32 protein-coding genes are annotated in these 25885 nt (G+C 71.0%); 16 read left to right on the plus strand and 16 right to left on the minus strand.

Annotated features, from left to right (window positions below):
- Positions 1 to 9: 9 nt before the first annotated feature.
- Positions 10 to 1287, minus strand: a complete 1278-nt coding sequence (locus tag ACFQUZ_RS05045; protein WP_377438182.1) for an aldehyde dehydrogenase family protein — start codon at positions 1285 to 1287, stop codon at positions 10 to 12.
- Positions 1288 to 1483: 196 nt separating this feature from the next.
- Between ACFQUZ_RS05045 and ACFQUZ_RS05050 the strand changes: the two genes are divergently transcribed.
- The 3 genes from ACFQUZ_RS05050 to ACFQUZ_RS05060 are packed head-to-tail and all read left to right on the plus strand — an operon-like array spanning position 1484 to position 3746.
- Positions 1484 to 2218 (plus strand): GntR family transcriptional regulator, encoded by a 735-nt coding sequence (locus ACFQUZ_RS05050; protein ID WP_377438185.1) that lies wholly within the window; start codon positions 1484 to 1486, stop codon positions 2216 to 2218.
- Positions 2215 to 2865, plus strand: coding sequence for an allophanate hydrolase subunit 1 (locus ACFQUZ_RS05055; RefSeq protein ID WP_377438188.1), 651 nt, complete (start codon positions 2215 to 2217; stop codon positions 2863 to 2865). Before ACFQUZ_RS05050 ends, ACFQUZ_RS05055 begins: the two co-directional genes overlap by 4 nt.
- Positions 2862 to 3746: a biotin-dependent carboxyltransferase family protein gene (locus ACFQUZ_RS05060; RefSeq protein WP_377438191.1), complete on the plus strand. Its 885-nt coding sequence runs from the start codon at positions 2862 to 2864 to the stop codon at positions 3744 to 3746. The genes ACFQUZ_RS05055 and ACFQUZ_RS05060 overlap by 4 nt, the downstream gene beginning before the upstream one ends.
- Before the next feature lie 7 nt (positions 3747 to 3753).
- On the opposite strand, the gene ACFQUZ_RS05065 is transcribed toward ACFQUZ_RS05060, so the two are convergent.
- The 7 genes from ACFQUZ_RS05065 to ACFQUZ_RS05095 form a co-directional block, all read right to left on the minus strand.
- Positions 3754 to 5811 carry a glycogen debranching N-terminal domain-containing protein gene (locus tag ACFQUZ_RS05065; protein ID WP_377438194.1) on the minus strand — a complete coding sequence of 686 codons (2058 nt, stop codon included), beginning with the start codon at positions 5809 to 5811 and terminating at the stop codon, positions 3754 to 3756.
- Complete coding sequence (locus ACFQUZ_RS05070; protein WP_377438197.1) at positions 5808 to 6191, minus strand: SCP2 sterol-binding domain-containing protein; 384 nt, start codon at positions 6189 to 6191, stop codon at positions 5808 to 5810. Before ACFQUZ_RS05070 ends, ACFQUZ_RS05065 begins: the two co-directional genes overlap by 4 nt.
- A 134-nt stretch (positions 6192 to 6325) precedes the next feature.
- Positions 6326 to 6742 carry a CBS domain-containing protein gene (locus ACFQUZ_RS05075; RefSeq protein WP_377438200.1) on the minus strand — a complete coding sequence of 139 codons (417 nt, stop codon included), beginning with the start codon at positions 6740 to 6742 and terminating at the stop codon, positions 6326 to 6328.
- 73 nt (positions 6743 to 6815) lie between these two features.
- Positions 6816 to 7838, minus strand: a complete 1023-nt coding sequence (locus ACFQUZ_RS05080) for an aspartate-semialdehyde dehydrogenase (protein ID WP_377438204.1) — start codon at positions 7836 to 7838, stop codon at positions 6816 to 6818.
- A gap of 59 nt (positions 7839 to 7897) precedes the next feature.
- Positions 7898 to 9244, minus strand: coding sequence for a M16 family metallopeptidase (locus tag ACFQUZ_RS05085; RefSeq protein ID WP_377438207.1), 1347 nt, complete (start codon positions 9242 to 9244; stop codon positions 7898 to 7900).
- Positions 9241 to 10533 (minus strand): M16 family metallopeptidase, encoded by a 1293-nt coding sequence (locus ACFQUZ_RS05090; protein ID WP_377438210.1) that lies wholly within the window; start codon positions 10531 to 10533, stop codon positions 9241 to 9243. Before ACFQUZ_RS05090 ends, ACFQUZ_RS05085 begins: the two co-directional genes overlap by 4 nt.
- Before the next feature lie 64 nt (positions 10534 to 10597).
- Positions 10598 to 10816: a hypothetical protein gene (locus ACFQUZ_RS05095; protein WP_377438213.1), complete on the minus strand. Its 219-nt coding sequence runs from the start codon at positions 10814 to 10816 to the stop codon at positions 10598 to 10600.
- A 123-nt stretch (positions 10817 to 10939) separates the two neighbouring features.
- On the opposite strand from ACFQUZ_RS05095, the gene ACFQUZ_RS05100 reads away from it, so the two are divergent.
- Positions 10940 to 11146 carry a hypothetical protein gene (locus ACFQUZ_RS05100; RefSeq protein ID WP_377438216.1) on the plus strand — a complete coding sequence of 69 codons (207 nt, stop codon included), beginning with the start codon at positions 10940 to 10942 and terminating at the stop codon, positions 11144 to 11146.
- Between the two features lie 57 nt (positions 11147 to 11203).
- Positions 11204 to 11413, plus strand: a complete 210-nt coding sequence (locus ACFQUZ_RS05105; RefSeq protein WP_377438219.1) for a hypothetical protein — start codon at positions 11204 to 11206, stop codon at positions 11411 to 11413.
- A 70-nt stretch (positions 11414 to 11483) separates the two neighbouring features.
- Here ACFQUZ_RS05105 and ACFQUZ_RS05110 read toward each other — a convergent pair whose 3' ends face one another.
- The 3 genes from ACFQUZ_RS05110 to ACFQUZ_RS05120 are packed head-to-tail and all read right to left on the minus strand — an operon-like array spanning position 11484 to position 12750.
- A complete protein-coding gene (locus ACFQUZ_RS05110; protein ID WP_377438222.1) occupies positions 11484 to 12044 on the minus strand; it encodes a DUF1360 domain-containing protein in 561 nt (186 codons plus the stop codon).
- An 18-nt stretch (positions 12045 to 12062) separates the two neighbouring features.
- Positions 12063 to 12380, minus strand: coding sequence for a hypothetical protein (locus tag ACFQUZ_RS05115; protein WP_377438818.1), 318 nt, complete (start codon positions 12378 to 12380; stop codon positions 12063 to 12065).
- A 25-nt stretch (positions 12381 to 12405) separates the two neighbouring features.
- A complete protein-coding gene (locus ACFQUZ_RS05120) occupies positions 12406 to 12750 on the minus strand; it encodes a DUF6158 family protein (RefSeq protein ID WP_377438224.1) in 345 nt (114 codons plus the stop codon).
- 154 nt (positions 12751 to 12904) lie between these two features.
- Here ACFQUZ_RS05120 and ACFQUZ_RS05125 point away from each other — a divergent pair, with 154 nt between their 5' ends.
- Positions 12905 to 13441 (plus strand): hypothetical protein, encoded by a 537-nt coding sequence (locus ACFQUZ_RS05125; RefSeq protein WP_377438227.1) that lies wholly within the window; start codon positions 12905 to 12907, stop codon positions 13439 to 13441.
- Positions 13426 to 13764, plus strand: a complete 339-nt coding sequence (locus ACFQUZ_RS05130; RefSeq protein ID WP_377438230.1) for a DUF3817 domain-containing protein — start codon at positions 13426 to 13428, stop codon at positions 13762 to 13764. Before ACFQUZ_RS05125 ends, ACFQUZ_RS05130 begins: the two co-directional genes overlap by 16 nt.
- Positions 13765 to 13814: 50 nt before the next feature.
- On the opposite strand, the gene ACFQUZ_RS05135 is transcribed toward ACFQUZ_RS05130, so the two are convergent.
- From ACFQUZ_RS05135 to ACFQUZ_RS05150, 4 genes are all read right to left on the minus strand, one after another.
- Positions 13815 to 14309: a DUF6232 family protein gene (locus ACFQUZ_RS05135; protein ID WP_377438233.1), complete on the minus strand. Its 495-nt coding sequence runs from the start codon at positions 14307 to 14309 to the stop codon at positions 13815 to 13817.
- A gap of 162 nt (positions 14310 to 14471) precedes the next feature.
- The gene (locus tag ACFQUZ_RS05140; RefSeq protein ID WP_377438236.1) at positions 14472 to 15476 is read right to left on the minus strand and encodes an RNA polymerase sigma factor RpoD/SigA; all 1005 of its coding nucleotides are present in this window, start codon (positions 15474 to 15476) and stop codon (positions 14472 to 14474) included.
- 415 nt (positions 15477 to 15891) lie between these two features.
- Positions 15892 to 16818: an N-acetylmuramic acid 6-phosphate etherase gene (murQ, locus tag ACFQUZ_RS05145; protein WP_377438238.1), complete on the minus strand. Its 927-nt coding sequence runs from the start codon at positions 16816 to 16818 to the stop codon at positions 15892 to 15894.
- Positions 16815 to 17729 (minus strand): MurR/RpiR family transcriptional regulator, encoded by a 915-nt coding sequence (locus ACFQUZ_RS05150; RefSeq protein WP_377438242.1) that lies wholly within the window; start codon positions 17727 to 17729, stop codon positions 16815 to 16817. Before ACFQUZ_RS05150 ends, murQ begins: the two co-directional genes overlap by 4 nt.
- Positions 17730 to 17969: 240 nt before the next feature.
- Here ACFQUZ_RS05150 and ACFQUZ_RS05155 point away from each other — a divergent pair, with 240 nt between their 5' ends.
- Positions 17970 to 18680, plus strand: coding sequence for an SDR family NAD(P)-dependent oxidoreductase (locus ACFQUZ_RS05155; protein WP_377438245.1), 711 nt, complete (start codon positions 17970 to 17972; stop codon positions 18678 to 18680).
- Between the two features lie 118 nt (positions 18681 to 18798).
- On the opposite strand, the gene ACFQUZ_RS05160 is transcribed toward ACFQUZ_RS05155, so the two are convergent.
- Positions 18799 to 19503 (minus strand): thymidylate kinase, encoded by a 705-nt coding sequence (locus ACFQUZ_RS05160; protein WP_377438820.1) that lies wholly within the window; start codon positions 19501 to 19503, stop codon positions 18799 to 18801.
- Between the two features lie 185 nt (positions 19504 to 19688).
- On the opposite strand from ACFQUZ_RS05160, the gene ACFQUZ_RS05165 reads away from it, so the two are divergent.
- The 8 genes from ACFQUZ_RS05165 to ACFQUZ_RS05200 all read left to right on the plus strand — a co-directional run bounded on the left by ACFQUZ_RS05165 (position 19689) and on the right by ACFQUZ_RS05200 (position 25796).
- Positions 19689 to 20297 carry a nucleotidyltransferase family protein gene (locus ACFQUZ_RS05165; RefSeq protein WP_377438247.1) on the plus strand — a complete coding sequence of 203 codons (609 nt, stop codon included), beginning with the start codon at positions 19689 to 19691 and terminating at the stop codon, positions 20295 to 20297.
- Positions 20294 to 20569, plus strand: coding sequence for a hypothetical protein (locus tag ACFQUZ_RS05170; RefSeq protein ID WP_377438249.1), 276 nt, complete (start codon positions 20294 to 20296; stop codon positions 20567 to 20569). The genes ACFQUZ_RS05165 and ACFQUZ_RS05170 overlap by 4 nt, the downstream gene beginning before the upstream one ends.
- Positions 20570 to 20580: 11 nt before the next feature.
- Positions 20581 to 21357 carry a metallophosphoesterase gene (locus ACFQUZ_RS05175; RefSeq protein ID WP_377438822.1) on the plus strand — a complete coding sequence of 259 codons (777 nt, stop codon included), beginning with the start codon at positions 20581 to 20583 and terminating at the stop codon, positions 21355 to 21357.
- A complete protein-coding gene (locus tag ACFQUZ_RS05180; protein WP_377438252.1) occupies positions 21348 to 21491 on the plus strand; it encodes a GPGG-motif small membrane protein in 144 nt (47 codons plus the stop codon). Before ACFQUZ_RS05175 ends, ACFQUZ_RS05180 begins: the two co-directional genes overlap by 10 nt.
- Before the next feature lie 132 nt (positions 21492 to 21623).
- On the plus strand, positions 21624 to 22142 hold the full coding sequence (locus ACFQUZ_RS05185) for a TspO/MBR family protein (RefSeq protein WP_377438255.1): 519 nt from the start codon (positions 21624 to 21626) through the stop codon (positions 22140 to 22142).
- A gap of 285 nt (positions 22143 to 22427) precedes the next feature.
- Complete coding sequence (locus ACFQUZ_RS05190) at positions 22428 to 23786, plus strand: ABC transporter substrate-binding protein (RefSeq protein WP_377438257.1); 1359 nt, start codon at positions 22428 to 22430, stop codon at positions 23784 to 23786.
- A 112-nt stretch (positions 23787 to 23898) separates the two neighbouring features.
- Entirely contained in the window at positions 23899 to 24885 is a 987-nt protein-coding gene (locus ACFQUZ_RS05195) for a carbohydrate ABC transporter permease (RefSeq protein ID WP_377438824.1), read from the plus strand.
- Positions 24882 to 25796 (plus strand): carbohydrate ABC transporter permease, encoded by a 915-nt coding sequence (locus tag ACFQUZ_RS05200; protein ID WP_377438260.1) that lies wholly within the window; start codon positions 24882 to 24884, stop codon positions 25794 to 25796. The genes ACFQUZ_RS05195 and ACFQUZ_RS05200 overlap by 4 nt, the downstream gene beginning before the upstream one ends.
- Positions 25797 to 25885: the final 89 nt, after the last annotated feature.

Below are 25885 nucleotides of genomic sequence, written 5' to 3' on the forward strand. Positions count from 1 at the left end.
GGTGGGGGGTCAGGGGTTGGGGGGGAGTTCGGGGGCTCGGGTGGCCGGGATCACCACGAACTGCCGGAGGTAGAGGTCGCGGAAGGTGACCGGCCCGCGGGGGCCCGGCACCCGGTCGATGTTGATTCCGGTCTCCGGCACCGACAGCAGCTTGAAGCCGTCGAGGAGTCGCGTGGTGGCGTTCCAGAAGCCACCGGTCCCGACGTACCGGTTGAGGAACTCGGTCGCGGCGCTGGCGTCCTCCGCGACGATCGTGGCCGCCAGTCCCGAGGTGTGTTCGTTGGCGATCCGGGCCGCGTCGGCGGGACCGGTCGCCGGGGCGACCGTCACGGTGGCCTCGTTGCCGTCGTCGAGCGCCCATTCGTAACCGAGGGGATGCTCGTGCGGTGGCAGCACCGCCGTGATCTTCGGTTCCCGCCGGGCCAGCAGGTCCACCAACCTGGGCGTCAACTCGTCCCAGCAGTCCGCGTCGACAAGCAACAGGTTGAGCCGATTGCAGACGCCGAGCCGGTCGACGCCGCGCAGCACCAAGTCGGCGGCCATCGCCCGGTCGGCCGACGGATGCAGGTAGAGCACGCCTCCGCCGTCGGCGTGGGCGAGCGTACGCGTGCCGGCACGCGCCGCGGTCTCCGCCAGGTGCCGGGTGCTGTCCCCGCTGCCGCGCAGGATCACCAGCGGCAACAGGTCGGGCTGCCGCACCAGGGCCTCGGCCGACTCCCGGCCGGGCAGCCGGACCAGACCGATGGCGGCCGGGTCGAGGCCGGCCTCGGCGAGCGCGGGCGCGACCACCCGGTCGACGAGCGCCTCGGCGGTGCCCAGGGCGGCCGAGCCGGTTCGCAGCACTCCCGCGTTCCGCGACTTGATCAACTGCGCCGCGATGTCGACCACGACGTTGGGACGGGCCTCGAAGTTGGCGCCGATCGCCCCCACCGGACGCCGCCATTCCTGCACCACCAGGCCACCGTCCAGATCGCGTACCGTGCGCCGCGCCGGCTCCGGAGGCACGTTGGCGAGCGTCCGCAACTGGTCGGCCATGCCGCGCAACCGACCGGGGTCGAGCCGTAGTCGGTCGAGCAGACCGTCTCCCATTCCGGCCGCCCGCGCGACCCGATGGTCGTCCCCGTTGGCGGCGAGGACCGGGTCGGCGGCCTCGCCGAGCAGCCGGGCCATCCCCCGTAGCGCGGCATCGACCTGGTCGGTGCCGGCCGCGGCGAGGCTCTCGCTGGCGGCTCGGGCGGACCGGGCAGCGGCGGCCACCGCCTCTGCCGCGGCTGTCTGCTCACTCATCGTTGCCTCCCGTCGGCCGAACCCCGCCACCGGAGCGACGGTAGATCGTTGGATGTCGGTTGTCCTACAATTCACGTCGACGATAGAGCATCGGCGGCGTTGCCGGTCGGCACCAAGGTCGAGGCTCGCCAGGAAGGCTCGACAGGAGAGCACGAAGGCCCGACAGGAGAGCACGAAGGCTCGACAGGAGGCAAGCATGGCCCGTGCGGTCCCGACCGACGGCGGTGACGCCCGCCGAGGGTCCCGCCACTCCCCGACCCCGCCGCTCCAGATGCCGGCCCTGGCACCCCTGCCGACAGCCGCGGAGCGGGCCGCCGAGGTGATTCGGGACAACATCTTCGAGGGGCGTTTCCAGCCCGGGACCGCGCTGCCCGAGAACACCCTCGCCCAGGCCCTGCGGGTCTCCCGCAACACGGTCCGGGAGGCGCTGCGGACGCTTGTCAACGAGCGCCTGCTGGCGTACGAGGCGCACAAGGGCGTCACCGTACGCCGGCTGGCCGCGGACGACGTACGGGACATCTACCGGCTCCGCCGAATGCTGGAACTCGGTGCCGTCGACACGCTCGCGGCCGGCGCCGGCCGGCTCGACGGGGCGGCCCTCCGGGACAGCCTCGCCGCCGGTGACCAGGCAGCGGCGGCGGGCGACTGGGTGGCCGCCGGCACCGCCAGCCTCCGCTTCCACGCCCTACTCGTGTCGGTGCACGGCAGTCGGCGAATCGACGAGATCTTCCGTAGCCTGATCACCGAGCTGCGGCTCGGCTTCCTGGCGCTGGCCGACCCGCACGAGTTCCACGAGCCGTACCTGCGGCGCAACCACGAGGTCGGCCGCCGGCTGGAAGCCGGCGACTGGGCCGCCGCGCACGCCGAACTCGCCAGGTACCTCGACGACGCCCTGCGGCAGGTGCTCGCCGCCGTGGACGGGGCGACGTGACCGAGGTACGGCTGCTCCGCGCCGGCCCCTGGTCGACGTTGATCGAGGTGGCCGACGGGGCTGCCGCCGGCTCGCTGCACCGGTATCTGTCCGCGCTCCGGTCCGCGGGCCGGCTGCCCGGCATCGTCGACCTGGTGCCGGGCGCCCGTACCGTGCTTGTCGACGCCGGCCCCGGCGGACCCGGCGGGGATCCGCTGACCCGGGCGTTGGCCGGCTGGACCGCCGGTGGTGCGGCCGGCGAACCGGCGGGCGACCCGGCTGGCCCGCTCGTCGAGATCCCGGTGCGGTACGACGGCGCGGACCTCGCCGAGGTGGCCCGGCTCACCGGTATCCCGCCCGACGAGGTGGTGGCGGCGCACACCGGCGCCGAGTTGACCGTCGCGTTCTGCGGGTTCGCTCCCGGTTTCGCCTACCTGACCGGCGCCCCGGAATCGCTCCGGGTGCCCCGCCGCGACTCGCCCCGCGCCGCCGTGCCGGCCGGCGCCGTGGCCCTCGCGGGCCCGTACACAGGCATCTACCCGCGCCGGTCCCCCGGCGGATGGCGGCTCATCGGGCACACCGACCTGGTGCTGTGGGACGAGGCTGCGCCACGGCCGGCGCTGTTGACTCCCGGAACCCGGGTCCGCTGCGTCCCGGTGCCCCCATGAGTACGAGGAACGAGCCGAGCGGCCGGCCGGTGCTGGAGATGCTCCGCCCCGGGCTGCTGAGCACCGTCCAGGACCTGGGCCGACCCGGGCTCGCCCACCTCGCGGTGCCCCGGTCCGGTGCCGCCGATCCGGCCAGCCTGCGGTTGGCCAACCGGCTGGTCGGCAACCCCGACGGCGCGGCCGGCATCGAAACCACCCTGCTCGGTGCCGACCTGCGGCTGACGGCCGGTCGTTGGGTGGCCGTCACCGGGGCGCCGGGTCCGCTCCGGGTCGACGGCTCTCCCGCCGGGATCGGCCACCCGGTCTACCTGCCGGCCGGCACGGTGCTCTCGATCGGCCCGGCCGACCGGGGCGTACGCAGTTATCTCGCGGTCGCTGGCGGCCTCGCCAGCCCGGTCGTGCTCGGCGCTCGGGCCACCGACCAGTTGTCGGGTCTCGGCCCCGCACCCCTGGTCGCCGGCCAGTCGGTGCCGCTCGGTCGGCCGGTCGGCGCGCCGGCCCCGGTCGACGCGGCGCCTCGGCCGGCCATCCCGGAGGCGGCGTTCCTGCGGCTGGTCCCCGGCCCGCGGGACGGGTGGTTCAGTGACGCGACCCGGCGGCTGCTCATCACCACCGGGTACGAGGTCAGCCCGGTCAGTGACCGGATCGGCGTACGACTGACCGGCGCCCGACTGCGTCCCTCGGTCGACGGCGAACTACCCAGCGAGGGGATGGTCCGCGGCTCGGTGCAGGTTCCACCGGACGGCCAACCGCTGATCTTCCTCGCCGACCATCCGACCACCGGCGGCTATCCGGTGATCGGTGTGGTGCACCCGGACGACATGTGGCTGGTCGCCCAGGCCCGGCCGGGCAGCACCGTCCGGTTCCGCGGCGGCCGGTGAGCCGGGGCTATGTCCACCACTTCGCCAGGTCGACCCGCCCGCGCCCGAACGCGTCCACCCGCCCCCAGCGGCCCGGAACGTCGAGCAGCTCGATGCGTCCCATGTCGATCGGCAACGCCGGATCGACGGCCAGGTGGCCCTCGTGCGGTTCGAGGCCCAGCATGGTCCGGATCAGCAACAGCGGCGCCCCGCTGGACCAGGCCTGCGGGCTGCACGCGGTCGGGTACTGCACCGGGTACTTGGTGAGCTTCCGCTCGTACCCGGCGAACGCCTCCGGGAGCCGACCGCCGAAGTACTGCGCGGCGTCGATGATGGCGTCGGCCACCCGGGCGGCCTCCTCGACGAAGCCGTACCGGCGCAGACCCCACGCGATGAACGAGTTGTCGAACGGCCACACCGTGCCGTTGTGGTAGCCGATCGGGTTGTACCGGCCCTCTCCCACGGCAAGCGTCCGGATGCCCCAGCCGGAGAACAGCCGGTCACTCATCAGGTGGGCGGCGATCTTCGGCGCCCGCTCGGGCGTCACGATGCCGCTCCACAGCAGGTGCCCGATGTTGGACGACAGGCTGTCCACCCGCTCACCGTTCGCGTCCAGCGCGATCGCGTAGTACTCGCCGTCGGCGACCCAGAAGTCCCGGTTGAACCGTTCCTTCAGGTCCGCGGCCTCCCGTTCCAGTCGATCCGCCAGCTCCGGGTCGCCCCACACCAGTCGGGCCAGCCGGGCCCCGCGCATCTTCGCGTCGTACGCGTAACCCTGGAGTTCACAGGTCGCCCGGGGAAAGCCGGGCAGCCGTCCATCGTGGTAGGAGATGCCGTCCCAGGAGTCCTTCCAGCACTGGTTCTCCAGCCCGTTGCGGGTGTTCCGCCGCTCGTACCAGACGTACCCGTTGCCCATCAGGTCGGCGTACTCGTCGATCCACCGCAACGCCTCCCGCGCCTCGAACTCCAACTCGTGGACCATCCTGGTGTCACCGGTCCACTGCTCGTACTCGTCGAGCAGGATGAGAAACAGGCAGGTACTGTCCGCGGCGCCGTAGTACGGGGTGTGCGGCTGGTCCCCGAACGCCACCGTCTCGCCGTACCGCATCTCGTGCAGGATCTTGCCGGGATCCTCGTCCCGGAAATCGTCGAACCGGGTCCCCTGCAACGCGGCCAGGATCCGCAGCGTGGTGGTGGACAGCACCGGGGTGAAGCCGAGCGTCTGGAGGCAGGTGAAGATGCTGTCCCGGCCGAACATGGTCATGAACCAGGGCAGGCCGGCGGCCGGCAGCGCCTGGCCGACAAGCGACAACGGCGAGAAGCGCAGCGCCGCGAGATCAGCCAGGCTGCGGTCGTACGCCTGGGTGAGCGCCGTGCACTCGCAGGTGACCCTGGGCGCGTCCGCCACCCAGCGTTGCAGGTCGTGCTGGAGGGCCATCCGTTCGGGGCCGTGTGACTGGACCCCCATCCGCAGGTCCCGGCCGCCTGGCCCGATCGCCGTGGTGTGTACGTCGATCTCGGTCGTCCAGTCGCCGCCGGCCTCCACCCGGACCCGGAAGCTCAACCCCTCCTCGTCCAATTCGGCTGGTTCGCTTGACGAGATCCTGGTCTCCCGCTGGAAGGTTTCGCGCCGGTAGCCCAGCCGCAGCACATCACCATCGATCTTGGTGTAGTACTCGCCCCGCTTGTTGAGGACCTCGTCCTTGATCTCGAACAGGTCGGCGAAGTCCGATCCGACGTCCAGCCGGAGGCGACAGTCGAGCGGCTCCTCGCCGTGGTTGAGGATCGTCACCCGCTCGCAGAAGCTGCCGCCGATCTCCCGGTGCCGGATGACCGAGACCTTGGCGTCGGCGTATGTCTCGGTGGCCCCGGGAACCAGGAAGAACCGCGTCTCATAATACTGAAGATCGTCGACCGACATCGAGGTCAGCCGCTTGCCGTCGAGGGTCAGCACCCAGCGGGACAGATACCGGGTGTCCAGGGAGAAGAGGCCGGTGGGCACGCTGGGTGAGCCCTCCATGTCGCCGCGGCGGTCACAGACGACGAAGGTGTTGCCGTCCAGGATGCTTACCGTCTCCTCGTTCACGACCCGGGCCCCTCGGCGATCCTGCGGTGCGGCCCACGGGAATCCGGCGGCCCCGGAAAGAGCCGCTCGATCCGCAGGATGAGCAGCGCGTTCCCGGTCAGCGCCATCGCTCCCCTGAGGATCGCAGCGATCGTGTTGTCCTCACCGCGGACCAAGCGGTCGAACAGCCGAGGACTGGTGCTCACCACGAGGTCCGCCGCCTGGTCCTCCCGGGAGACCCGCACCTCGCCCCGGTTGACGCGCAGCAACCAGTGCTCGGTGTGTGCGTTCTCGTGCAGATCGAACCGGATCGTGCCGGTGACCTTCTGCAACAGCGGCTGCCGCCGGCTCCGTTCGAGGTCCTCGAAGAACAGGCGGGTGGCGTTCGCTTGGTCGGTCATCCGCTCTCCAGGCTGGTCGCTTGCCTGCTGACCCTGCCAATTCAGGGTGCGAGACCACCTCACCCGGATCGGGTGAAATCAGCTCCACCCCGACACAAGGGGGCGCGGCCCCAGTCGGGACCGCGCCCGCCGCGTCAGTTGTTGGGCTCGTCGGCGCTGATGTCGGCCAGCACCGACTGCGGCTCCCGCTCCACCGCGAGATCGCCGAGCGACACCAGGCCGATCAGCCGGCCCTCCTCGATCACGGGCAACCGACGGACACCATAGGTACGCATCAGATCGGCCGCCGCCACCGCGTCGTCGTACTGGCTCACGGTGACGATGTCGTGGCTGATGATCTGCCTCAGCTGGGAGCTGTCCGGATTCATGTGCTCCGCGACTGCCCGTACCGTGATGTCACGGTCCGTGACGATTCCGATCACGTCCTCGCCATCGGTGACGATGACGTCCCCGATCGCCCGGTCCCGCATCTCCTGAGCCGCAGCGGTCAGTGTGTCGTTGCCGTCCATCGTCACCAGGCGAGTGGTCATGAACTCTCCGACCGTCGTCATCGCGTGGCTCCCCTCCTCGCGGGTATGGTCGCCGCGGTGTACCCGGGAGAGCGAAGAGGTAACGGGCCTCCGGTTACCGTTCCGCCGCCACCAGCTCGGCGATCTGGACGGCGTTGAGCGCCGCACCCTTGCGCAGGTTGTCGCCCGAGCAGAACAGGGCCAGCCCGTTGACGGCGGTCTGGTCGTCGCGGATCCGGCCGACGTACGTCACGTCCTGGCCGGTCGCCAGCAGCGGCATCGGTATGTCGGAGAGCACGACGCCGGGCGCGGCGGCCAGTAGTTCACGGGCCCGCGCCGGGCTGAGTGGCGCGGCGAACCGGGCGTTGATCTGCAACGAGTGCCCGGTGAAGACCGGCACGCGGACGCACGTGCCGGAGACGGCCAGCTCCGGGATCTCCAGGATCTTGCGGCTCTCGTTGCGCAGCTTCTGCTCCTCGTCGGTCTCGCCGGAACCGTCGTCGACCACCGAGCCGGCAACTGGCAGCACGTTGAAGGCGATCGGCCCGGCGAACAACCGGGACGCCGGGAAATCGACGGCGACACCGTCGAAGGTCAGCTCGTCGATCTGCTCGGCCATCTTGCGCACCTGCTCGTCCAGTTCGGCCACGCCGGACAGCCCGGCCCCACTGACCGCCTGGTAGGTGGCGACCACCATGGCCACCAGACCGGCCTCGGCGTGCAGCGGGCGCAACACCGGCATCGCCGCCATGGTGGTGCAGTTGGGGTTCGCGATGATCCCCTTCGGCCGCGACGCCACGGCGTGCGGGTTGACCTCGGACACCACAAGCGGCACCGCGGGATCCATCCGCCAGGCCGACGAGTTGTCGACCACCACCGCCCCGGTCTCGGCGACCTTGGGTGCCAACTCCCGGGAGGTGCCCTTACCGGCGGAGAACAACACGATGTCGAGCCCTCGGTAGTCCGCGGTGGCAGCGTCCTCCACGGTCACCTCGCCGCCGTCCCACGGCAGCGTCCGTCCGGCGGACCGGGTCGAGGCGAAGAGGCGCATGTCGTCCACGGGAAAGGCCCGCTCCGCCAGGATCTGCCGCATCACGCCGCCGACCTGACCGGTAGCCCCCACAATGCCGATTCTCATGCCGCGAGGTTACCTAGCCGGCCGGGGCTCCCCCACCGGGTGGGCCGGCCTCCCAGGATTCAGAACCGGGCCTCCGACACCGCACCGAGCCCGGTGGCCACGAGGTCGTCCCGGATGACCGCCGCGTCCCCCTCGATCACCAGCGTCAGCCCCTCCGGCCGTAGGTGCGTGGTCGCGGCGGCCGACACCTCGTCCACCGAGGCGGCCAACAACCGCTCCCGCAGTCGCGCGTGGTAGTCGTCGGGCAGCCCGTGCACCACGATCGTGGCCAACGCGCCCGCGATGGCACGCGGCGTCTGTGACTCCACCGAGAGCTGCCCGGCTCGCCAGGACCGGGCGACCGCCAACTCCTCCTCGGTCACCCCGCCGGACTGGGTACGGGAGATCTCGCCCACCGCGTCGACCAGGGCGGGCGCGGTCACCGCCGTCTGCACGCCGGAACTCACGAGCAACCGGCCGAACCGGCGGGACAACCCGAAATCGGCCCGGATGCCGTAGGTGTAGCCGCGCACCTCGCGGATGAGGTGGTTGAGCCGCGAGGTGAACGCCCCGCCGAGCACCGTCGCGGCCAGCGTCATCGGCACGTAATCCGGATGCGACCGGTGCGGCGCCGGGTGGCCCAGCCGCAGGGTGGACTGCACCGAGCCGGGCCGGTCCACCAGGATGACCCGGCGCTCCGCCCGCACCGGCACGTTCAGCGGCGGGTCGGCGGGCACCGGGGCGCCGGCGGCCCCGGCGAACGCGGCCTCACCCAGCGCGGTCAGGTCGAGCCGGTTCAGGTCACCCGCCACCAGCAGGGTGCCCGGGCGGGTCAGCCACGCGCCGTGGAAACCCGTCACGTCGTCGACCCCGAGTCGGGCCACCGAGTCCGGATCACCGTCCATCGGACGGCCGTGCCGGTGCTCCGCGCCGAACAGGTCGGCGCGGAGCACGGCGTCCGCCCGTGGGCCGGGGTTGGCCCAGTACATCCGCAGCGCGGTGACCTCGTCGTCCCGTACCCGGGTCACGTCCGCGGGGTCCAGCCTGGGCGTCCGGACCGCCTCGGCCAGCAGTTCCACGGCGGGCAGCAACCGGTCCACCGGCACCTGCACGCCCACCCGGAACGAGTCCCAGTCCACCTCCACCGACAGCTCGGTGCCGAGCGCCTCCAGCGCGAGCGCGTAGCCCGAGGCGTCGCGCCGGGCGGTGCCCTCCTCCAGGGCCTTGGCTACCACCCCGGCGACGCCCTCGCGGTCCACCGGCTCGTGGATGGCACCCGCGTCGAGCAGCAGGACCGCGACCGCCAGGTTGTGGCCGGGCAGGTCCGCCGCCACCACCTCGCCGCCCGCGACGGCGCGGCGGACCACCGTGGGGAACCGGTACGGCCGGGCAGGTCCGGGGCCGGGACGGTCGGCGATCAGCTTCACGCGTTCTCCTCGGGAAGGTAGGTCAGGGTGACCCGGTCCTGCGGGCGCAGCACCTCGGCCGCCACCCGGGTCACCTCGTCCGCGTCGACGGCGAGCCAACCGGGCAACCGGTCAGCGGCCCGAGCCGGGTCTCCGAACTGGACGGCGTACCGGCCGAGGGTGTCCGCGCGTCCCTCCACGGTGGCCAGTTGCCGCCACCAGGCGGTGGTGAGCAGTGCTCGGGCCCGGTCCAACTCCGCCTCGGTGACCGGCTCGGTGACGAGCCCGTCAACCACCTCGGTCAGCCCGTCGGTAAGCGCGTCGGCCGCGATCCCCGGCCGAGCGGTGGCCGTGATGATCAGGGGCGCCGGCGCCCACCGCAGGTCCACCCCGTACGCGCCGATGTTGTCCGGTTGGGCGAGCCGCGAGCCGTCGGCGAGCCGCTGGTAGAGCCGGCTGCCCCGGCCGCTGCCGAGCACTGCGGCCAGGACGGTGGTGGCGTCGTAGCCGGGGCTGCCGTACGGGTGGCTGCGGTGCGCGAGGTGGACCCGCGGCGCCGGCACGTCGGCGATGACCGTCTCCAGCACCGGTTCGCCCGTGGGATCGACGATCTGCCCGTCCGGGGCCGGCGGGATGTCCGGTCGCGGGTCCAGTCCGCCGAAGTACCGCTCGGCCAGCCGGAACACCTCGTCGGGGGTGGTGTCCCCGACCACCGACAGGACGGCGTTGTTGGGCGCGTAGTAGCGGGTGTGGAACGCCTGGAAGGTGGCCAGGTCGGCCGCGTTGAGATCGGCCATCGACCCGATCGTGGGGTGATGGTACGGGTGGCCGGGCGGATAGAGCAGCGGCAGCAGCCGCAACCAGGCGTCACCGTACGGGACGTTCTCGTACCGCTGTCGCCGCTCGTTCTTCACCACCTCGCGCTGGTTGTCCAGCGTCTCGGTGGTCAACGCCGGAACGAGGCCCCCCATCCGGTCGGCCTCCAGCCACAGCGCCAGTTCGAGATGCTCGGCCGGAATGGTCTCGAAGTAGTTGGTGCGGTCCGGGTTGGTGGTGGCGTTCAGCGACCCGCCGGCGCCCTGGAGCAGCCGGAAGTGCTCGGTCTTGGGCACGTTCACCGAGCCCTCGAACATCAGGTGCTCGAACAGGTGGGCGAAACCCGTCTGCCCCGCCGGCTCGTGCCGTGAGCCGACGTCGTACCACAGGTTCACGGCCACCACGGGGACCGAATGGTCCTCGCTGACCACGACGCGTAGCCCGTTGTCCAGTCGGGTCTGTTCGATCGGCCAGGGGTACCCGGTCTGCGGCATGGCCAGACGCTATCGGATCCGGTCCACCCCCGCGCTCCCGCACCGTCGGCGCGGCGGACACGGCTCAGCCGGTGGGCTCCGGCGGGGTGGCGGCCTGCGTCGACGTGCGCCGTTCCAGGAAGGAGTCCGGCGCCGCCTCCGGGTCGTTCTCCCGGACGTCGGACTCGGCCAGGATCGCCGCGGCCTGAGCCTCCGGATCCGCGCTGCCCGCCGCCGCTTCCTCCGGCAGCAGGTGATCGGCCCGTGACTCGATCCGGTCCTGCTCGCTGTCTCGTTCGCTCATGATTGTCGGTCTTACCCCGGCCGGTCGGCCCGCACACCGGGCCCGACATGAGGCGCCGCCCACGCCGCCGACCGCCCACCGACTGCCGGGTTTGGCCCCGTTCCTGCCGGGTAGCTGGTCGCCGTGACCGACGAGACCTCCCGCGAGCGGATCGACGAGCTGCTCGACAGCCTGTGGAACGGCAACGAGCGGGTGACCCAGGCCGAGATCCACCGGCGTGCCGTGGCCGCGGACGTTCCGGCCGACCTGCTCACCCGGATCACCGCGCTGCCCGAGGGCGAATACGCCGCCGACGAGGTGGCCGAGCTGCTCGGCGGACCGGCGGGGTGACTCGTCCGACCCCCTCCCCGGGCGGCGCCCGGGTTCCCACCGGCTGAAGGAGACCCGATGAGCGAGAGCGACCTGCCCGACCACGATCCGGCCGACGAGCGGCTGCCCGCGATCGGCCAGCCGCAGGGGAACGCGGACCCGGATGGAGACCCGGACTTCGCGAACGAACACGAGGAGACCGCCGTCGCGGACGACGTCATCACCGGCGCCGACGCCGGGGACCGGGAGCCGGAGTCACCCCGCGGTTGGTCGGGCATGCAGCGCTGATCCGGGTACGGAACGAGGGGCACCGCTGATCACCGGTGCCCCTCGTCCCGGTCTGGTCAGCTCGCTCCGGTCATCTCCTGTCGTCGTAGTCCGCCGCATGGCGGTCCGGATGTCCCTCGGCGGCCTGTTGCGCCACGGCGTAGCCCATCTGGAGGAAGTCCGACGCGGCCACGGCGGTCAGCGCGGTGGCCACCAGCCGGGTCAGGCGCGGGGTGAGCACCAGGCCGGCGGTGAGCCCGGTGGCCACCCACACCGCGAGGCAGAACGGGCAGCTCAACAGCTCACCGATGGCGTGCCGGGTGCCACTTCCCGAGTCCCGGACCTGCTCCATCACCTCACCACTGCCGATCGGCCGGTCATACCGGGTGAACGGGGCTCGCAGCGGACTCGTGATGGCGTCCTTGGCCAGCAACCGGCTGAGCTTGTGCGTGGCGATGGAGAGCAGCACCACGTCCCCGGCCGTCGGGCGCTCCGGTACGGGACGTCCGGTGACCCGGACGAGCCCGGCGAGGGCGGCGGTCACCGTCCCGTACGTCCCCATCGACACCAGGTAGCCGCCGAGCGGACGATGCTCGTGCGGGGCGTACGCCCGGCGTAGCCGGGTCACCTTGTCTCGAACGCGGATGCCCATCTCAGTTCCCCGATCTCATCAGCCCGCGGTCAGGTTCTCGGCCACCTCGCCGGCCAACCCCGTCAGGGATTCCTCGGCGAGTCCGGCGAGTCCGCGGTCGTGCGAGTCGGCTGACACGGTGGACGGATCCGCCGTGAGGTCCAGCCGGACCCGCGCGCCGCCGGTGTTTCCGGGTTCGACCGCGAGATCCGCGGTCCAGCCGGCGGCGTGCCACCGGGCCCGCATGCCGTCCGCACGCTCTGGTCCGTCACCCGCTCGCAGTGGAACGGGCAACCAGGCGGCCGCCCGGCTCGGGTCGACGGCGGTGTTGAAGACCACCTCCGGCGGTGCCGACATCCCCCGCTCCGCCCGGGCCGTCGCCTCAGTCACCGTCGCGCAACCGGCTCGGGTCGACCTCGCGGCCCGGGAACCGGGTGAGGTACTCGGTTTCCAGCTCGGCGGTGCGGCGCAGGTGATTCGCGAGCGCGGTGTCCGCGGCGTGCCGCAGCGTGTCCAGCCGGGTGCGGTGCAGGCTCTGCATCTCCCTGATGAGGTCCTCGTCGTCGAGTTCGCCGGGGTCGATGCCGAGCGCCTCGGGGTCGTCCAGCGCCGGGTCCGGAGTACCGCGCTGGTGGTCTCCGCCCCATTCGGCCATCCGCTGTTCCGGGCTTTCGTCCAGACCCGGTCCGGCGTTCGGTGGCATGTCGCCGCGTACGGAGTCGGTCATCGTCACCCCTGACGTCTCGTTGGCCTACCGACTAGACCGTTGCCCGTCGTGGCGATGATCAAACCGTTCGCGCCGGACGGCCTGCGCGACGTCCGGCTACCCGTCTACGACGGTGCGTCGGAGGACGGCGGGCGGCGCCGGTAGGCTCGGTGCCATGAAGCGGCTGTGGACCCCGGCGTGGATCGTGCGCCATGTCCTCACCGTGCTGTTGGTCGTGGCGTTCCTCGCGCTCGGCTGGTGGCAAATCAGCCGGGCGGCGAACGGAAACACCCTCAGCTGGGCGTACGCGGTCGAGTGGCCGGTTTTCGCTGGTTTCGTGATCTTTATCTGGATCCGCGAGGCACGGCTGGCGCTGCGCGGTCGCGGGGGCCCGGAGACGGCGGAGCCGGCCCGGTCGGACGAGGGCGCCGAGGGCGCGGAGCCCGCCGAAGTTACGGACGCATCGCACGCCGGCAGCGGGACGACCACCGGAGCGGTCGACCGGTCCGCCGCGCCGGAGTCGGTCGGGATCCGTCGCCCGGTGCGCTCCGCCCGGCGCACGGCCGCCGTGCCGGCCGGGCCGGAGGATCCGGCACTGGCCGCCTACAACCACTACCTCGCCTGGTTGAACGCCCATCCGGGGGCTCGACCCGGCGACTACCCCGGCCCCGGCCGGCAGGAAGGAACGGAACCGACGTGGGCGCAGCCCTGATCCGATACCGCGTCGTCGCCTACGTGGTGGGTGTCGTCCTGATCGCGCTGGTCGTGATCGGCATGCCGCTGAAGTACATCTGGCACGACGCCACCGTGGTGGAGACCGTCGGTCCCGCGCACGGCTTCCTCTACATGCTCTACCTGGTGACGTCCTTCGACCTGGGGCGCCGGGCGAACTGGTCGCTGCGCCGGATGGCGCTGGTGATGCTCGCCGGCACTGTGCCGTTCGTCTCCTTCTACGCCGAGCGGCGGGTGGCCGGCTGGGTCCGCGCCGACCAGCCGACCACGCCGGACGCCCCACTGGTGGACCAGCACCACTGACCGCCCGATCCCGCGGCGCGGGAGACGCCGCGACGACGCCGACGGCACGCTCATCGCGCCGGTGGCTGCCAGACCGCGCTGTCCGCGAGCGGCTTGCCGACCGCGCCGGACTCGGCGGCCTCCCGGGCCCGGATCAGCGCCCGGGTCACCTGACCGAACTGGTGCTCCTCGTCGGTACGGAACAGCAGGGTGGGCTGCCCCTGCACGTCGGCCCACAGCTCGTGGTCGGGGGGGCGTAGCCGGCGTAGCAACCCGGCCAGCACGACCGGCACCCCGGCACCGGCGGCCAGCGCGAGATAGCTCGCGAGCCCCATCCGGTCGAGGCCCCGGAAGCCGAGGCCGACGGCCACACTGGTCCAGGCCACGGCGCTGATCAGGACGATCCGCGCGGCCAGCGGGTCGGGCGCGCTGCGTGCGGTGCGAGGCCGGTTGAGCGCCCGCATCGGGTACCGGCGACCGCCAACCACGAACTCGTTGACGGTGACGGTGAGACCCGGCTTCCGGTAGAGGACGGTCGGGATGCCGCCGCCGGCTCCGGCTGGCATCGGCGGGCGGGACGGTGAACGGGTCGGCTCCAACGGATTCGCCTCCTTCGCTCTGTCCCCATAGTGAGATCCCTGCGCCACCACACAGTCGAGGGCATAGGAAAGGCCCCTCGTCGACGCGTTCGCGTCGTCGAGGGGCCTCTGCGTGCCTACTCGAAGGACTCAGGCCGCGTCGCGCAGCCCTTCGGCGCGGGCCAGCTCGCGCAGCCGGCCGAGCGCCTGGATCTCCAGCTGCCGGATCCGCTCCCGGGAGAGCGAGAACCGCGAGGCCACCTCGGTGAGGGAGTGCTCGCGACCGTCCTCCAGGCCGTACCGGGCCCGCATGATGCCGGCCGACCGGTCGTCGAGGTGGTTGAGCAGGCCCTCGATGCGCTGCCGCTCCAGGGCGGTAAGCACGACCTCCTCGGGCGACGGGGCGTCGCTGTCGGCCACCAGGTCGCCCAGGTTGGTGTCGCCGTCGTCGCCGACCGGCGTGTCCAGCGACACGGTGTCCTGGGACCAGCGGACAAGCTCGTTGACCCGCTCGACGGTGACGCCGAGCGCCGTCGCGATCTGCTCCGGCTCCGGGTCGCTGCCCAGCTCGCGGGTGAGCTGCCGGGCCACGTTGCGCATCCGGTTGACGTCCTCCACCAGGTGCACCGGCAACCGCACGGTGCGTTCCTGCTGGGCGATCGCGCGGCTGATTGCCTGCCGGATCCACCAGGTGGCGTACGTCGAGAACTTGAAGCCGCGCTCGTAGTCGAACTTCTCGACGGCTCGGACGAGGCCGGTGTTGCCCTCCTGGATGAGGTCGAGCATCGGCATGCCGGACCGCACGTAGCGGCGCGCGATCGAGACGACCAGCCGCAGGTTGGCCCGGATGAACAGGTCCTTGGCCCGCTCCCCCTCGGCCACCAGCCGCTCCAGTTCGTCCTCCGACGCCCCGGCCGGGATCTTCCCCTCGTCGAGCAGGTGCTCGGCGTAGAGTCCGGCCTCGATGGACTTGGAGAGGTCGACCTCCCGGGCCGCGTCGAGCAGCGGTGTGCGGGAGATCTCGTGCAGGTAGACGCCAACCAGGTCGCGCTCCTCGGCGACCTCGTCGGTCCGCATGACGATGTTCTTATCCACGTTGCCCACGATCCCCTCGTTCGCGCCGGTCACCCGGTTCGTTGCCGTCCCCACGCTCATCAGCCCCTTCCGCGTAACCGCCGCATTGCCCCCCGGTGCTGACATCTACACAACAGATGAGAGGCGCTGGGGATTCCAAGCGGTGAGTCGAAAGTGTCACGAATGCCTGGGTAATTGCTGAGAGCCGGATTGACGTTTGCTGTCAGCCAGCCTTTGTCGGGCTTCTCGGAGCCCGGGCGTCGGCGATGCTCATGGGCCGGCGCCGACGGGTTTCAACGCCACCGGCGGCCCTGATGTCATCACGTACGTCCGGTCCCGCACAGCGACCCGCGTCACGGCGGCAATGCGATCCTCGTCACTGGCCTGGAGTACGCGATGGCGGGCCGATCGGTTCACCAGGCTCTCTAATTACCCGGCCGCCCGCCGAACAATCCGAACGTCGACCGACCCGCGGCCATTCCCGGACGTCGGGCATTCAGGAGGAGAGCAGCGCGAGGGCTCCGCGTACCTGGTCGGAGGCTCGGCTCAGGGCCAGCCGCGCGTCGGTCACGGCCGCGCCGGAGACCAGGGAGACCAGGGCGACCTTGAGGTCGCCGTCGGCCTCGGCCAGCGCCCGGCGCGACGTCTCCTCCGCGCAGCCGGTGGCGTCCATGAGGATCGAGATCATCCGTCCGCGCAACTTGGCGTTGGTCGCCACCACGTCGATCATGAGGTTGGAGTAGACCCGGCCGAGCCGCACCATGACCGCGCTGGAAAAGGCGTTGAGCACGAGCTTCTGGGCGGTGGCGGCCTTCATCCGGGTGGACCCGGTAATCACCTCCGGCCCGGTGTCGACCCCGATGAACACCCCGACCTCGCCGGCCGCCGCCGCTTCCGGGTCGGCGCAGACCAGCACCGTCTCGGCGGCCAGCTCGCTCGCCGCCCGCAGCGCCCCCAGGACGTACGGTGTCCGTCCGCTGGCCGCCAGCCCGATCACGATGTCGTGCGGCCGGACGCAGGACGCCACCTCGACCCGGCCCGCCGCCTCGTCGTCCTCGGCATTCTCGACGGCCTGCGACATGGCGACCGGCCCACCGGCGAGATGGGCACAGAACCAGTCGGCGGGGACGTTGAACGTGGGCACCAACTCGGCCGCGTCGAGGATGCCGAGCCGCCCCGAGGTGCCGGCGCCGACGTAGTGCACCCGGTGCCCGCCGCGCAGCGCCTCCACCGCCAAATCCACGGCGACCGCCAGGTCGTCCAGAACGGCCGCGACCGCCACCGGCACCTCGCGGTCGGCCTCGTTGATCACCCGGAGCACCTCCCGGGAGGACATGAGGTCGAGGTCGACGCTGCGCGGGTTGCGCTGCTCGGTCGGCGCCAACACCCGGACCACCCCACGGTGGTCGAGGTGGCGGGTCATGCCCGCCTCCGGGAGCCGCCGACCCGATGTTGCAGCACCGCCTCGGCGGTGGCCTCCAACGCCTTCCGGGCCCGGGTCCGGTTCCGCGCGGCGACGCCGACGAAGAGGCAGTCGACGACGGTGAGCTGGGCGAGCCGGCTGGCGGTCGCTCCGGACCGGTAGGTGGTCTCCCGGGCCGCGGTGGTCAGCACGAAGTCGCACACCTCGGTCATCGGCGATCGCGGGAAGTTTGTCAGCCCCACGGTGGTGGCTCCCCGGGCTCGCGCCTGCTCCAACACCTCGATGACGTCGGAGGTGGTGCCGGTGTGGGAGATGCCCACCGCCACGTCCCCCCGGCCCAGCAGGGCGGCGGAGGTCAGCGCTGTGTGTATGTCGGGGAAGTAGAACGCCGTACGGCCGATGCGGTGCAGCTTCTGCTGGAAGTCGGAGGCCACGAATCCGCTCGCGCCAGCGCCGTACACGTCGATCCGGGAGGCGCCGCTGATCGCCTCCACCACCCGCTCGCAGACCGCCGGGTCGAGCTGTTCGGCGGTCTCCTCGACGGCCCGCGCGTCGTTGAAGGCGATCGTCGCGATGATCTGCGCCAGGTCGGCCCCGGGCGGGATGTCGCCACCCACGACCCGGGCGTCCGGCGGCTCCACCCGCCGGGCGGCCTCCGCGGCCAGCCGGATCCGCAACTGCGGGTAGCCCTCCATGCCCACCGAGCGGCAGAACCGGATGACGGTCGCCTCGGATGTCTCGGCGGCCGTGGCGAGGTCGGTGATGGTCCGCCGTGCGGCGTCGGCGGGATCGGCGACGACCAGCCGCCCGACCCGCTGTTCCGCGGGGGACAATGACGGCAGCAGCCCGCTGATGTGGACGATGAGCCCACCGGCCCCATGACTTGCGGAAACCTTCGCACTCTTCGCCACGACTGAAACTTACTTTCACGGTGGCGGGAGCGTCAACCGCGACACGGGCAGGGCCCCGGTACGGCTACCAGTCCGACCCGAACCGCCTCACTTCGTGGACCAAGCGTGCCACCTTCGTAGCACCGCCGCCTCCTCCGCACCGGTCAACCCACCCCGGCGCACCGACGCCGGCTCGGTCGCCATCCACCGCTCGGTCGCCGGCCCCACCCCGTCGAGGGGCGGCGGGTTACCTTGTGGCGCATGGTGCAGCGCAGCGTTTTGATCACCGGCGGCCGGGGCGGCCTCGGCGGGGCGGTTGTCGACCTGTTCGCGGCGACCGGCTGGCGGGTGGTGGTCCCGGTGCGGCCGGGTCGCGAACCGGACCAGCCGCCGGTCGGTTGGTCGGATCAGCCCGGCGGTGTGGTGGAGGTGATCGCGGACCTCGCCGACGACGACCAGGTTGCCGCGGCGGTCGCCGTCGCGGCGGAGGACCGCGACGCGCCCTTGCGCGGGCTCGTCAACCTGGCCGGTGGATACGCCTCCGGCGGACCGGTGCACGAAACGGCGATCGAGGATTTCGAGCGGATGCTCGCGGTGAACCTGCGGCCGACGTACCTGGTCACGCGTGCCGCGCTGCCGCACCTGGTGGCCGCCGGCGGAGGCTCGGTGGTCTGCGTGTCGGCGCGGGCCGCGCTCGCGCCCTTCGCCGGGGCGGCCGGTTACGTGACCGCGAAGGCGGCCGTGCTGGCGTTCGCCTCCGCGGTGGCCGTGGAGTACCGGCGCTCCGGCGTGCGATGCAACACGGTGCTGCCCAGCATCATCGACACGCCGGCCAACCGGGCGGCCCAACCGGACGCGGACCATGCCCGGTGGGTGCCGCCCGCCGAGATCGCCGGTGTCATCCGATTCCTGGTCAGCGACGAGTCGGCACCGACCAGCGGTGCCACCGTCCCGGTCTACGGTCGCGCCTGACCGCCAGGCCCCGCCCCCGAGCCGGCCCACCGCCAGCCGCGCCGTGAGCCGGCGAACGGTCAGGCCCCGCCGTCGGCCGGCGCGTCGCCGGGTCCCGCGCCGCCGAGCTGCCGGCTGATCAGGCGGCCGGGGCGAGGGGGGCCGGCTCGGCGGTGCCGGTCGGCGCGGCCCCGGTCTCGGCGGCCCGTGGCTGAGCCACCGCCGCCGGCGACAGGGCGGCCAGCAACGCGGCGGTCACCCGCTCGGCCGGTCCGTTCGCGTCGACCCGGACGAACGCCGTCGCCTCGGGCAGCAGCCGGTACGCGGCGTCGGCCGCCAGCAGGTATTCCATCGTCTCGTGGTCGGTGCCCCGCGCCTCGATCCGGCGGTACGCCTCCGCCGGCCGCACGTCCAGCAGGAAGGTGACGTCCGGGGAGGGAAAGATCCGGTACGCGACGCGGGCCAGCCGTTCCCACCGGCCGCCACCGTGCGCCCGGAGGCTGACGTACTGGCACACCGCGTACCGGTCCATCACCGCGATCCGCCCGGTGAACGAGCTGCGCACCAGCGCCCAGGCGATGGCGAGCCAGCGCAACGCCGACTCCACCAGCAGCAGGCCGCCCCGGCCCAGCACCCGGCGGGCGTCGGGCCGGCCGATCCGGTGCGCCAGCCGGTCCATCCACCGACGCCCACCGGCGTTACGCCAGTAGCCCGCTGGCGTCCCGGCGGCGGTCAGCGCCGCCGCCAGCCGGTGCGCCTGGGTTGTCTTTCCAGATCCGTCGATGCCGACGAGAGCCACCCGGCGGGGACGCCTCCGGGTGAACGGGCGGCGGATCATCACCATGCTGACCAACGGTACCTGCGGCACGCACGCCTCCGGCGGACAAAAGGGTCGATAGTCGCGGGCCCGGACCGACCTACCGCCGCGTCTGACACGGGCGGTGCAGGTGTGAACGGCCGGAATGCCGGGTAACGGGAAATCTCCGCCCCACCGACCAGATGCCCGCCGCGGACCCGGGAGTTGACGTCATGGCCAACCAGGGGGACGAGAGCCTGGTGCACACCCTCAAGCGGGTGGCCGCCGTCCTCAAGCAGTCCGAGATCCCGTTCGCGCTGGGTGGCAGCTTCGCCGTCTACGCACACGGCGGTCACTCCAGCGATCACGACGTCGACTTCCTGATCAGGGAGCAGGACGTCGAGAAGGCCCTGGCCGCCCTCGCGGCGGCCGGTTTCACCCCGGAGCGTCCCCCGGAGGACTGGCTGGTCAAGGTGTACGACGAGGGCCGGCTGGTCGACCTGATCCACCGGCCGATCGAGACCCCGGTGACCGACGAGACGTTCACCGACACGGTGATCCGACCGGTCGACGCCATTCACATGCCGGTGCTGTCGGCGACCCAGCTCATGGTGCACAAGCTGCTCAGCTTCTCCCAGCACTACTGCGACTTCGCGCGAGCGCTGCCGCTGGCCCGGTCGCTGCGTGAGCAGATCGACTGGGACCGGGTCCGCAAGGAGACGCTGCATTCGCCGTACGCGGAGGCTTTTCTGGTGTTGCTGGACCGGTTGGATGTCGTGCCCCTCGCGGGCGGGGAACGGCCTCCGCTGGCGGCGGCTGTCGAGAAGGAGGTCACCTCATGACCGACAACTATCCACGCGGCGACCGACCTCCGGCCGAGTATCTGGAGGCGGCCGTCCAACGTCTGCTCATCGAGAACGCGGACGTGGCCGAGCAGGGCATCAGCGTGACCCGCCGGGACAGCACCCTGGTGCTCTGCGGCGAGGTGGAGAGCGCCCAGCGCCGTGACGACATCCTCCGCCTGGTCGTGGAGCACTTTCCCGACGTACCACTGACCGTCGACATCGGCCTGATCCGGTCGCAGGCACCGACCGAGGTGGAGGACCTGCGCTGATGGGGGAAGACATCGTGATCAGAATCGCCGCCGTCGGCGACGTGCACCTCGACGAGGACGTGGTGGGCCGGTTCCGGCCGGCCCTGGAGGAGCTGCCCGAGCACGCTGACGTGCTGCTGCTGGCGGGGGACCTGACCCGGCACGGCACCGAGGCCGAGGCGCGGTGCGTGGCGACCGAGTTCGGTGGACTGGCCGTGCCGGTAGTGACCGTACTCGGCAACCACGATTACCACTGCGACGAGGTCCCCCAGGTCATCAGGGTGCTGGAGGACGCGGGCATCACCGTGCTGGAGGGAACGAACACCGTTGTGGACACCCCCGGCGGCCGGCTCGGGGTGGCGGGGGTGAAGGGCTTCGGCGGTGGCTTCGCCGGCCGGTGCGCCAGCAATTTCGGCGAACCGGAGATGAAGGCGTTCGTCAACACCACCACCGCCATCGCCGACCAGCTCGGCGTGGCGCTACGCGAGATGGAGTGCGACGCGCGGGTGGCGCTGACGCACTACTCGCCGGTACCGGACACGCTGGCCGGCGAGCCGCCCGAGATCTATCCGTTTCTCGGCTGCTACCAGCTCGGCCAGGCGATCGACTCGGCGCCGACCGATCTGGCCGTGCATGGTCACGCGCACGCCGGGACCGAACGGGGCACCACCCCGGGCGGGGTCCGGGTCCGCAACGTGGCCCACCCCGTGATCAAGCAGGCCTACAGCGTCTACCACCTGCATCCGCGGTCGACGTCCGGGCAGGTTTCCACGATGAGCGGCTCGGGTATTTCGCAGCCATGGAGCTGATTCTTTGGATTCTCGCAGTCGTCCTCCTGGTCGCCGGCGTTCTCGCCCTGTTCCGTCGGCAGATCCTGTGGGGCATCGTCCTCATCGTTCTCGGCCTGATCGTCGGGCCTGGTTTCGGCGTCTTTTCCGGCTAACCCTCTCGTCAACGCTCCCAGCCCGCCGGGGTCGTCGCCCGGAGCCGCTGTCCTCCCGACAAGCGGCCCACGGTGACGACCCCGGCGCCTTTTGTCGGTTTGCCCCTTGTTGATCGGGGCAGACCATCCCCCATGACCGCCTTCCCGGACCGTGACCGCGACCCGGTCCGCCGCAACCCGGTCCGCGACCGCCGCCAGTGGCTGGCGTTGGCCGGCTTCGCCCTCGCCGCGTTCGCGGCGGCGGCCATCGGCGGGATCGGAGTGAGCGGCACGGGCGCCGAGTACAACTCCTTGCGTCAACCGGCCTGGGCTCCGCCGTCGTCCGTCTTCGGACCCGTGTGGACCGTCCTGTACGCCATGATCGCCGTGGCCGGCTGGCTGATCTGGCGCCGGGCCGGCACCGGGCCGGCCCTCTGGCTGTACGCCGCCCAACTCGTCCTCAACGCCATCTGGACGCCGCTGTTCTTCGGCGGCGGGGCGTACGGGCTCGCGTTCGCCGAGATCGTGGTGCTCTGGTTCACGATCGGCGGCACCGTCCTGTTCGCCTGGCGGGCGTCGGCCCGGATCGCGGCGCTGCTGCTGCTCCCGTACTGGGTCTGGGTGACCTACGCGACGGCGCTCAACCTCGCGATCTGGCAGCTCAACCGCTGACCGCACGGGCCTCCACCACATCCACCGAACGGCTACACAGAAGGGACTTTTGGGACGTCACGGCGAATCTTGGGAGCGTTCCCACCGCCAATGCGAGTGGGTAGTACGGTGCCCGGAAAATGGTTGTTACCTTGACATTCAATCGTTACCGACTCGATCAACTGGTAACCATTGCGCCACGTCAGAGCAACGGATGTACTTGCCACGAGTGTCCACCCCCGGCGTCGGCACAGGTTTCTGCGGCTGTCGATCGGGTTCGCGCATCATCAGGAAAGGAACGGGCGTATGTCCCTCCGCCCCACAAGGTCGCGATTCGCGGCCGCGTCGGCCGGCGCCCTCGGTCTCACCCTTGCCCTCACCATGACGGCGTGCGGCGGCGGCGACTCGTCCGACGACGCGGCCGATGTCCCCGAGGCCGACTGCTCGCAGTTCGAGCAGTTCGGCGACATCAAGGGCAAGACCGTCACGATCTACACCGGCATCGTCACTCCCGAGGACACGCCGCACATCGATTCGTACAAGCCGTTCGAGGAGTGCACCGGGGCCACGGTCAAGTACGAGGGCGACAAGGCCTTCGAGACCCAGGTCCTGGTCCGGGCGCAGGCCGGCAACGCGCCGGACCTCGCGATCGTGCCGCAGCCGGGCCTGCTCAAGCAGCTCGTCGCCACCGGCAAGGCCAAGGAGGCGCCGACCGAGGTCGCCGCGAACGTCGACAAGTTCTGGGGCGAGGACTGGAAGCAGTACGCCACGGTCGACGGCAAGTTCTACGGCGCGCCGCTGGGTGCCAGCATCAAGTCGCTGGTCTGGTACTCGCCGTCGGAGTTCGAGGAGAAGGGCTACGAGACCCCCAAGACCCTGGACGAGCTGAAGGCGCTGTCTGACAAGATCGCCAGTGAGGGCCGCAAGCCCTGGTGCGTCGGCGTCAACAGCGGTGAGGCCACCGGTTGGCCGCTCACCGACTGGCAGGAGGACTTCATGCTCCGGCTGTCCGGGCCGGAGACGTACGACAAGTGGGTCAACCACGAGATCCCGTTCAACGGGCCCGAGTCGACCGCCGCGCTGGACGCCGTCGGTGCCTACGTGAAGGACCCGAAGTACGTCAACGGCGGCCTGGGCGACGTGAAGAGCATCGCCACCACCACCTTCCAGGACGCCGGGCTGCAGATCCTCGAGGGCACCTGCTCCCTGCACCGGCAGGCCAGCTTCTACGCGGCGAACTTCCCGGAGGGCACCAAGGTGGCCGAGGACGGTGACGTCTTCGCGTTCTACCTGCCCGGCAAGACCGCCGAGGACAAGCCGCTGCTCGGCGGCGGCGAGTTCGTCGTGGCCTTCGCCGACCGTCCCGAGGTCAAGGCGTTCCAGACCTACCTGTCCACCGACTACTGGGCCAACGCCAAGGCCAAGGTCTCGCAGGGCTGGGTCAGCGCCAACAAGGGTCTCAAGGTCGAGAACCTGAGCAACCCGATCGACAAGCTCGCCGCCGAGCTGCTGCTGGACCCGAAGTCCGTGTTCCGGTTCGACGGATCGGACCAGATGCCGGCCGCCGTGGGTTCGAACGCGATCTTCAAGCAGTACACCAGCTGGATCACCGGACAGGACACCACCACGACGGTCAACAACGTCGAAGCGGCCTGGCCCAAGTAAACCCGACGACTGCCTCTGGACCGGCCGGTGCTCGTGTGTACGGGCGCCGGCCGGTCCTTGGCTCATGAAAGGAGGTGAGGGTGCCGTGACCGTCCCCGAGAAGTTCTTGAGCATGGGAGCCGCGGTGCTCCTCTTCGTCGCGGTCGTCGGGGCCATCCTGTTCGTCGCCAGCCTGATCGGTGGGCGGCGGAGCAACTGGTTCGTGGCGTACGCCTATCTACTGCCCGTACTGCTGATGTTGACTATCGGTCTGCTCTACCCCGCGCTGCTCACCATCGACCAGTCCTTCCTGCAGGAGGCGAACGACAGCAAGGTCCCGATTCTCAACCTGCAGATCCCGTTTGCCAACCTGCCCGACTACACGCTGAACCACTACCAGACGATCTTCACGACGTCGGGTCAGCTCACCGTGCTGCGCAACACGGTGCTCTGGGTGGTCCTTACCCCGTTCGTCGCCACCGCGGTCGGTCTGGTCTACGCGATCCTGGTGGACAAGGCGCGGCTGGAGTCGCTCGCCAAGGCACTGATCTTCCTGCCCATGTCGATCTCCTTCGTCGGCGCCGGAATCATCTGGAAGTTCGTCTACGAGTTCCGTCCCGATCAGGGCGAGATCAAGCAGATCGGTCTGCTCAACCAGATCATCGTGTGGCTCGGCGGTTCCCCCCAGCAGTGGCTGGTGGAATCGCCGTGGAACACCCTGTTCCTGATCATGGTGATGATCTGGATCCAGGCCGGGTTCGCGATGACCGTGCTGTCGGCGGCGATCAAGGCGATCCCGGACGACATCATCGAGGCGGCCCGGCTGGACGGGGTCACCGCGCTGGGCATGTTCCGGTTCATCACCCTGCCGAGCATCCGACCCACCGTGGTGGTGGTGCTCACCACCATCGGCATCGGGACGCTCAAGGTCTTCGACATCGTCCGGACCATGACCGGCGGCAACTTCAACACCAGCGTGATCGCCAACGAGTTCTACGACCAGAGCTTCCGCAGCAACAACCCGGGGCTCGGCGCGGCTCTCGCGGTGTTGCTGTTCATCCTGGTCATCCCGATCGTCGTCTACAACATCCGGCAGCTTCGGGCAGCGGAGGCACGATGACCACAGCGACCCCCGAACCCGTCACCACCACCCCGCCGATCGCTCCGGTTCCGTCCCCGGCGAAGCGGGCCCGCAAGGGCCTGACCTCGCCCTGGGCGTCGCTGGCCGCGGTCGTGATCGCGGTGCTCTGGACGCTGCCCACCTTCGGTCTGGCCGTCTCCTCGTTCCGGCCCGAACGGCAGATCAAGACCACCGGCTGGTGGACGGCGTTCACCGACTCCCAGTGGACGCTGGAGAACTACGAGGCGGTGCTCGCCACCGGCCGCACCGGCCTCGGTGACTTCTTCGTCAACTCGATCATCATCACCATCCCGTCCGTGGTGATCCCGATCAGCCTGGCCCTGCTGGCCGCGTACGCGTTCGCGTGGATGCAGTTCCCGGGCCGCAACATGCTGTTCGTGATCATCTTTGCTCTCCAGATCGTGCCGATCCAGGTCACCCTGCTCCCGTTGCTCCGGCTCTACGTGGACTGGGAAATCGCCGGGTCGTTCTGGCCACTCTGGCTGTCCCACTCGATCTTCGCCCTGCCACTGGCCATCTTCCTGCTGCACAACTTCATGCGGGAGGTGCCGGCCGGGCTGCTCGAGGCGGCCCGGGTGGACGGTGCCGGCCATCTGTCGATCTTCTTCCGGGTGCTGCTGCCGCTGCTCACCCCGGCGATCGCGGCGTTCGGCATCTTCCAGTTCCTCTGGGTGTGGAACGACCTGCTGGTGGCCCTCACCTTCGCCGGCGGCGGCAGCGACGTCGCGCCGATCACCAAGGCGCTGGCCGACCTGTCCGGCACCCGCGGCAACGCGTGGCACCTGCTCTCCGCGGGCGCCTTCGTCTCGATCATGGTGCCGGTGGCGATCTTCCTGTTGCTGCAGCGGTACTTCGTCCGCGGCCTGCTCGCGGGCAGCGTCAAGGGCTGAGCCCTCCGTTCCGCGAAGCCGCGGGCCGCCCCGGTCGGGGTGGTCCGCGGCTCTCGTTGGGCCGCGAATGGCCCTCAGCTCGGGGACCG

Source organism: Plantactinospora sp. GCM10030261, assembly GCF_042666615.1.
In the GTDB taxonomy this organism is placed as follows: domain Bacteria; phylum Actinomycetota; class Actinomycetes; order Mycobacteriales; family Micromonosporaceae; genus KBS50.